The organism is Brevundimonas sp. P7753 (assembly GCF_013386595.1).
Classification (GTDB): domain Bacteria; phylum Pseudomonadota; class Alphaproteobacteria; order Caulobacterales; family Caulobacteraceae; genus Brevundimonas; species Brevundimonas bullata.
Window position 1 is genome coordinate 1 of the sequence record NZ_JACARP010000202.1, and the last position, 432, is coordinate 432.

Below are 432 nucleotides of genomic sequence, written 5' to 3' on the forward strand. Positions count from 1 at the left end.
CAGGCGGCCCATTCGCGCGGCTCGCCGACCAGATGGGCGCGCTTCAGGTCGGCGGGGGCCTTCAGGTCCAGCCGGTCGCGCATGGCCGGGCTGCACAGGGGGGTGAAGACGGCAGGCATCAGGAAACGGCTCTCCAGCCCCGCCCACTGACCCGAGCCGAACCGAAGGGCCACGTCCAGCCCGTCGGCGCCCAGCATCGACAGGGTCGGACTGGTGTCCACCCGCACCGCCAGATCGGGGTTGTCGAGCTGGAAAGACCCCAGCCGCGTCGCCAGCCACTGGGTCGCCAGGGTCTGCAGCGTGGTGATGGCCAGCACGCCCTGATCGGCCTCGACCACGTCGGCCACGGCGCGCCGCAACAGGGTCATGGCCTCGATCGAGGCCGTGGCCAGCCGCTCGCCCTCGGGCGTCAGCGACACCTGCCGCACGCCG

1 protein-coding gene is annotated in these 432 nt (G+C 72.7%); it reads right to left on the bottom strand.

The window, feature by feature from the left end; translation table 11 throughout:
* Positions 1–432, bottom strand: a 432-nt coding sequence (locus HX774_RS19090; RefSeq protein WP_255500560.1) for a LysR substrate-binding domain-containing protein, incomplete at both ends; no start/stop codon positions are given.